Source organism: Klebsiella sp. RCJ4 (genome assembly GCF_009025755.1).
Taxonomy (GTDB): domain Bacteria; phylum Pseudomonadota; class Gammaproteobacteria; order Enterobacterales; family Enterobacteriaceae; genus Klebsiella; species Klebsiella michiganensis.
On the sequence record NZ_WCIN01000003.1, the window covers coordinates 21047 to 27773 of the forward strand.

At 52.1% G+C, this 6727-nt stretch carries 3 protein-coding genes and 2 pseudogenes; 2 read left to right on the top strand and 3 right to left on the bottom strand.

Annotated elements, in window-relative coordinates:
* Complete coding sequence (gene chrA / locus F8562_RS01000; protein ID WP_004206572.1) at positions 1-1206, bottom strand: chromate efflux transporter; 1206 nt, start codon at positions 1204-1206, stop codon at positions 1-3.
* 175 nt (positions 1207-1381) lie between these two features.
* Positions 1382-1960: a recombinase family protein gene (locus tag F8562_RS01005; protein ID WP_004206571.1), complete on the bottom strand. Its 579-nt coding sequence runs from the start codon at positions 1958-1960 to the stop codon at positions 1382-1384.
* A 158-nt stretch (positions 1961-2118) separates the two neighbouring features.
* On the opposite strand from F8562_RS01005, the pseudogene F8562_RS01010 reads away from it, so the two are divergent.
* Positions 2119-3846 (top strand): annotated as a pseudogene (locus F8562_RS01010) (Tn3 family transposase); the annotation flags it as partial.
* Between the two features lie 359 nt (positions 3847-4205).
* On the opposite strand, the pseudogene F8562_RS01015 reads toward F8562_RS01010, so the two are convergent.
* Positions 4206-5215, bottom strand: a pseudogene (locus F8562_RS01015) (zinc-binding alcohol dehydrogenase family protein).
* Between the two features lie 340 nt (positions 5216-5555).
* On the opposite strand from F8562_RS01015, the gene lacI reads away from it, so the two are divergent.
* Positions 5556-6638, top strand: a complete 1083-nt coding sequence (gene lacI / locus F8562_RS01020) for a DNA-binding transcriptional repressor LacI (protein WP_004206569.1) — start codon at positions 5556-5558, stop codon at positions 6636-6638.
* Positions 6639-6727 lie beyond the last annotated feature (89 nt).

Consider the following 6727-nt stretch of genomic DNA (forward strand, 5'->3'; position numbering starts at 1 on the left):
TCACAGTGCTAAACTCAACAACCAACCCGCAACACCGCAACTCACTACGACCAGCCACGGCGGCAGTTTCCAGAACATCAGAGCGACCAGTGCCACAAGGGCAAGGCCGAAATCTTGCGGAGCGAGAACTGCGCTCGTCCATACTGGTTGATAGAGAGCTGCCAGCAGAAGGCCAACTACGGCTGCATTAATACCCTGCAACGCTGCTTGTGTACGGATATTGCGGCGCAGACTTTCCCAGAACGGCAATGCTCCCACAATCAGAAGGAAGGACGGTGCGAAAATTGCCAGCAGACAAACCAGACCACCCAGCCAGCCAGAAGGCACCTGGTTCATCGAAGCCCCGAGAAAGGCTGCAAAAGTGAACAACGGTCCAGGAACGGCCTGGGCAGCGCCGTAGCCAGCCAGGAATGTATCAGTGCTGACCCAGCCAGAAGGAACGACTTCAGTCTGCAGTAATGGCAGCACGACATGCCCGCCACCAAAAACCAGTGATCCGGTCCGGTAGAAAGTTTCTACCATTAACAGCGTCGGATTTGGGAATATCGCCGTCAGCAATGGTAACCCTGTCAGTAGCACAAAGAACAGCGTGAGCCAGAACAATCCGACGCGACGCCGTATTGAAACGGGCAGCGGATCATGTACCGTCGTCTGCTGAGGTTTGAACAGTAACATGCCAGTGACAGCCGCAGTGACGATTACTCCCACCTGTCCCCAGGCCGATGGCACAAGAAGCACAAAGCAGGTTGCCACTGCCATGACAGTAATACGCGGTATATCCGGGCAAAGATTTCGGGCCATGCCCCATACAGCTTGCGCGACCACCGCAACGGCTACCACTTTCAGCCCATGCAATACACCAGAGGGCATCACATCCCCGTAACTGGTCATCCCCAGCGCAAACAGGATCAGTGCAACTGCTGACGGTAGCGTGAAGCCGGCCCATGCTGCCAGCGCCCCGGTATAACCGGCCCGGGACAGCCCGAGCGCTATACCAACCTGACTGCTTGCTGGTCCCGGAAGGAACTGGCACAGAGCGACCAAATCTGCATAGCTGCGCTCGGTCAACCACTGCCGTCGCGTCACAAACTCATCGCGGAAGTAACCCAGATGGGCAATTGGGCCGCCGAAGGATGTCAGGCCAAGTCGGAAGAAAATCAGAAAGACAGCCCAGGGGCTGTGATCATTCCTGGCAGTATCGTTCATGGTCAGATCCTGATTGCTGGTTTTAGTGGCTATTATAATCGAATTTCGTTATCGAAATTCGATTATAATAGCCACTGCTCCCTGTGGATAGAATGATGTTTCATGCTTTCCAGATGTTTACTTCAAGAACAGTTTCAACTGCCTGGCCAGTTATGGGCTTTATTCACATTCAGTATTATTGCTGTCCTGCTTTTACCCGGAGTATGGTTTGCCGGGTGGTATTAAATTCTCTGGCAACCGCACTGATACTGGCCCCGGAATTAAGGCGCTCTGACACTATTTTTTTTTGCTCCTCGCTCAAGATGGGCGGACGACCGAAGCGTTTCCCGGCTGATCTTGCCCGAGAAATCCCTGAATGTGTGCGTTCAATCAGCAGATCCCTCTCAAACTCAGCCACAGCTGAAATCACCTGCATAGTCATTTTTCCGGCCGGGCTGGTTAAATCCACACCTCCGAGAGCGAGACAATGAACACGGATATCTAAAGTAGCCAGTTGTTCAACTGTTTTTCGGATATCCATCGCATTACGGCCGAGTCGGTCAAGTTTGGTGACAATCAATACGTCACCGCTTTCCATTCGATCAAGCAACCGGATGAACCCTGGTCTTTCGCTGGCAGCAACCGAACCACTTATATGTTCCTCAATCAGCCGCTGGGGTCTGATGGCAAAACCCGCCGCTTCAATTTCATGGCGCTGATTTTCTGTATTCTGTTCCAGAGTGGAGACCCGACAGTAGGCAAAAACTCGTGACATAGGAAACTTTCCGTACGCAAAGGGTGTCCGAATTATAACGTATGTACGAAACAAATTTCGCTGACTTTCGGACATATTGTTTGCGAGGCGTACGAAACCGACCGGTTTCGGTCAGTGCGAATGATAACTTTAATGAACTATGTGCAGGGGAAGCATTTATGCCACGGAGACAAATACTCAGTAGTGAAGAAAAAGAACGCTTGTTGATTGTGCCAGATGATGACGTATTTCTGACGCGCAGGTGCTTTCTGAGTGAACATGACCTCGCGCTCATTAATAAACACCGCAGGCCAGCTAACCGTCTGGGCTTTGCAGTTTTACTCTGTTATTTGCGAGGACTAGGGTTTCCTCCCGACAAAAGTATTTCACCTCACGACTGTGTTGTCTTCAGGCTGGCGGCTCATTTGAAAGTCCAGTCTGATTTGTGGGCCGAGTATGCATCAAGAGAGGTCACCCGCTGGGAACATCTGGCTGAACTCTACCGCTACCTGGAATTATCCCCTTTTAACCGGGCGCTGCAAAAAACCTGTATTCGCCACCTTTATCCCCACGCCATGCGGACAGACAGAGGTTTTTTACTTGCGGAGGAAATGCTCTCCTGGCTCCACAATAATAAGGTTATTTTCCCCTCTGTTGAAGTGATCGAACGAACCCTGGCCGAAGCAACAACACTTGCCGACAGGGCGGTTTTTTCTGCGCTTACCGCGCAGCTTGAACCAGGGCATAAAGCGGCACTGGACCGTCTGTTGGTATCTGAGGGTGAGCAACCTTCACGGCTGGCCTGGCTGCTCCAGCCTCCGGGAAAAATTAATGGTAAAAATGTCCTGCAACATATCGACCGGTTAAATGCGATTGAGTCGCTGGCACTCCCTGACGGCATTGCACTTTCCGTTCACCAGAACCGACTCCTGAAACTCGCACGCGAAGGCAGGAAAATGAGTAGCCGGGATCTGGCAAGATTCACGGATGTTCGCCGTTATGCCTCGCTGGTTTGTATCATATCGGAGGCCAGATCCACCCTGACTGACGAAGTTATTGATCTGCACGAGCGTATTCTGAGTAGTCTGTTCAGCAGGGCAAAACGTACTCAGGCCGAGCGGCTCCAGCAAACGGGAAAGCTGATTCAGAGTAAACTGAAGCAATACGTTACCGTCGGACAGGCATTACTTAACGCCAGAGAGTCCGGGGAAGATCCCTGGGCCGCAATAGAAGACGTCCTTCCCTGGCAGGAATTCATCAACAGCGTGGAAGAGACGCGGTTCCTGTCACGTAAGGACAACTTCGACCCGTTGCATCTGATCACAGAAAAATACAGTACGCTGCGTAAATACGCCCCCCGGATGCTGTCCGTGTTGCAGTTCAGGGCTGCACCCGCCGCAATGCAGCTCAGTGACGCATTGGATACCGTCAGAGATATGTATAGAAAACAACTCCGAAAAGTACCGCCTTCCGCGCCAATCGGGTTCATCCCGGAAAGCTGGAGAAAGGTTGTGATCACCCCCACCGGCATTGACCGAAAATATTACGAATTTTGCGTGCTGAATGAACTGAAGGGAGCCTTACGTTCAGGTGACACCTGGGTAAAGGGGTCACGCCGCTACAGGAATTTCGATGATTATCTGATCCCGTCAGACGATTTTGAAAAATCACTCCGGGATAACCAGTTACCCCTTGCTGTTCCGGCCGATTGCCATGAATACATCAAGAGCCGTTTGACGCTTCTTGCATCGCGTCTGGAAGAAGTTAACGCGATGGCGCTGGCCGGTGATTTACCCGATGTTGATATATCGGATAAAGGCGTGAAAATTACCCCGCTGGATAACAGTGTCCCTTCAGCAGCATCCCCTTTTGGCGATCTGGTTTATGGCATGCTCCCTCACCCTAAAAGGGGGCCGCTTGGAAAACGGAAAATATCCTACGTTAAGCCTGTTTTTTGAGCTGGCATGGCGGGCAGCTATGAGCGAAGTATAGTCATTCGCCCTATCTCTTTTGTCGCACTTTCAACAAGGGGGTCGCTTGGAAAGCGGAACGAGGTCAGTCTCCGCCCGGACTGCTCAGCTCTTTAAACAGCAAAAGAGAGGCATCTTATGAGAAGGGATTGTTCAGTATGTCAGGGCAGACTGCTTTTTCATCCGCAGGTACTGAGGGTAAATGCTCAATTCCGGTACGATTCTTACTCTATAGCCAGACAGAATTCAGCATTGTGCTGAACCCGAATCTTTTTTTACTCTGACAGGCCTGTTCATCAGAACCCTGAAAAAACAATTTTCCCGTTCACATTTTTATTTTCCATGTCCTCATGAGCCCGGCGAAGTGCTTTAGCATTCAGCCTGCCATACTCTGCCAGCAACGGAGGTTTGAGCTTACCGGAATCCAGCATGCATGAGAGTTTGTTAAGAATATAATGCTGTTTAGACATGTCCGCAGTAGCATGCATGGGGCGGGTAAACATTGCCTCCCAGTGAACAGAAACGCTCTTAAATTTGATCAAACGCAGATCCAGTGGTTCAGGGTCGTCGATGAGTCCGATACGGCCTTGTGGGGCAATAATTTCGGCCATATTTTCCCAGGCAGATGGCGTGGTGTACGTTGAGAAAATCCGGGTAATGGGAGGGAGTCCAGCAAGGCTGGCAACCTGTGGCGCAAGCGCAGATGAATGATCCAGGACATAATGCGCACCAAACCCGCGAACCGCTCTGACACTCTCCTGCCGGGAGGCAGTCCCGATGATGTTCACCCGACTCAGAGTGCGGGCAAGCTGTATAGCCATACAAGGGACTCCGCCCGCACCGCCAAGCATCAACAGGGTCTGATCAGCATCTCCGTTCACTGACAACTGCAGACGATCAAATAACATTTCCCAGGCTGTCAGACCGGTCAGAGGAACCGACGCTGCAGCTTCAAAACTTAGTGCTGCCGGCTTTATCCCCGTAATGCGTTCGTCAACCAGCTGAAACTCTGCGTTGGCTCCCTGGCGATCGAGCACACCGGCATAGAAAACGTGGTCACCTGGCCTGAACAGCGTCACATCTGGTCCGGTTGCTTCAACAACACCGGAAGCGTCGTATCCCATAACTACCGGATTGCCTGCAGAGGGACTGATGTTTCGCCGGCTTTTCAGGTCCCGTGGGTTAACCGCGACCGCCCTGACTCTGATCAAAAGATCACGCCCCTTGGGCATGGATGGGTGGGGAAGCGACAAATCTTCAATAACGGATGTACTTTCCCGGGTTGCCAGAAACCAACGGCTTTCATTCTGTCTCCTTAAAAAGGTCAGTCACCAGATAAATAAATGTAAAAGTGTGCGGAACGCGATACCCGGCAGTGCAAATCGAAAAATACGCGGAAAGCGGGCGCTGGGTAATGCTGTCAACCTGTTGATGACTATTTTAATCTGTAGTCATTCAATCCTTGTAACATCAGGATGATCCTGGTGTCAGTGAAAATACGAAATCAACACGTTGGTATCATTACCCACCTGTGAACTGACGTCGGCATTTTGAATCTCACTTCGGCGTGCCCCCTCCGAATGGCGCAAAACATTTCGTGGTATGGCATGATAGCACCCGAAGAGAGTCAATTCAGGGTGGTAAATGTGAAACCAGTAACGCTATACGATGTCGCAGAGTATGCCGGTGTCTCTTATCAGACCGTTTCCCGCGTGGTGAACCAGGCCAGCCACGTCTCTGCGAAAACGCGGGAAAAGGTGGAAGCGGCGATGGCGCAGCTGAACTACATTCCCAACCGCGTGGCACAACAACTGGCGGGGAAACAGTCGTTGCTGATTGGCGTTGCTACCTCCAGTCTGGCCCTGCACGCGCCGTCGCAAATTGTCGCGGCGATTAAATCTCGCGCCGATCAACTGGGTGCCAGCGTGGTGGTGTCGATGGTAGAACGAAGCGGCGTCGAAGCCTGTAAAGCGGCGGTGCACAATCTTCTCGCGCAACGCGTCAGTGGGCTGATCATTAACTATCCGCTGGATGACCAGGATGCCATTGCTGTGGAAGCTGCCTGCGCTAATGTTCCGGCGTTATTTCTTGATGTCTCTGACCAGACTCCCATCAACAGTATTATTTTCTCCCATGAAGACGGTACGCGACTGGGCGTGGAGCATCTGGTCGCATTGGGTCACCAGCAAATCGCGCTGTTAGCGGGCCCATTAAGTTCTGTCTCGGCGCGTCTGCGTCTGGCGGGCTGGCATAAATATCTCACTCGCAATCAAATTCATCCGATAGCGGAACGGGAAGGCGACTGGAGTGCCATGTCCGGTTTTCAACAAACCATGCAAATGCTAAATGAGGGCATCGTTCCCACTGCGATGCTGGTTGCCAACGATCAGATGGCGCTGGGCGCAATGCGCGCCATTACCGAGTCCGGGTTGCGCGTTGGTGCGGATATCTCGGTAGTGGGATACGACGATACCGAAGACAGCTCGTGTTATATCCCGCCGTTAACCACCATCAAACAGGATTTTCGCCTGCTGGGGCAAACCAGCGTGGACCGCTTGCTGAAACTCTCTCAGGGCCAGGCGGTGAAGAGCAATCAGCTGTTGCCCGTCTCACTGGTGAAAAGAAAAACCACCCTACCGCCCAATACGCAAACCACCTCTCCCCGCACGTTGGCAGATTCCTTAATGCAGCTGGCACGACAAGTTTCCCGACTTGAAAGCGGGCAGTGAGCGCAACGCAATTAATGTGAGTCAGCTCACTCATTAGGCACCCCAGGCTTTACACTCTATGTGTCCGGCTCGTATGTTATGCGAAAATG

Excerpts from the sequence above, each read along its gene's own strand:
- F8562_RS01005 (WP_004206571.1), bottom strand. The coding sequence starts at position 1,960 with ATGTCACGAGTTTTTGCCTACTGTCGGGTCTCCACTCTGGAACAGAAT.
- chrA (WP_004206572.1), bottom strand. The coding sequence starts at position 1,206 with ATGAACGATACTGCCAGGAATGATCACAGCCCCTGGGCTGTCTTTCTG.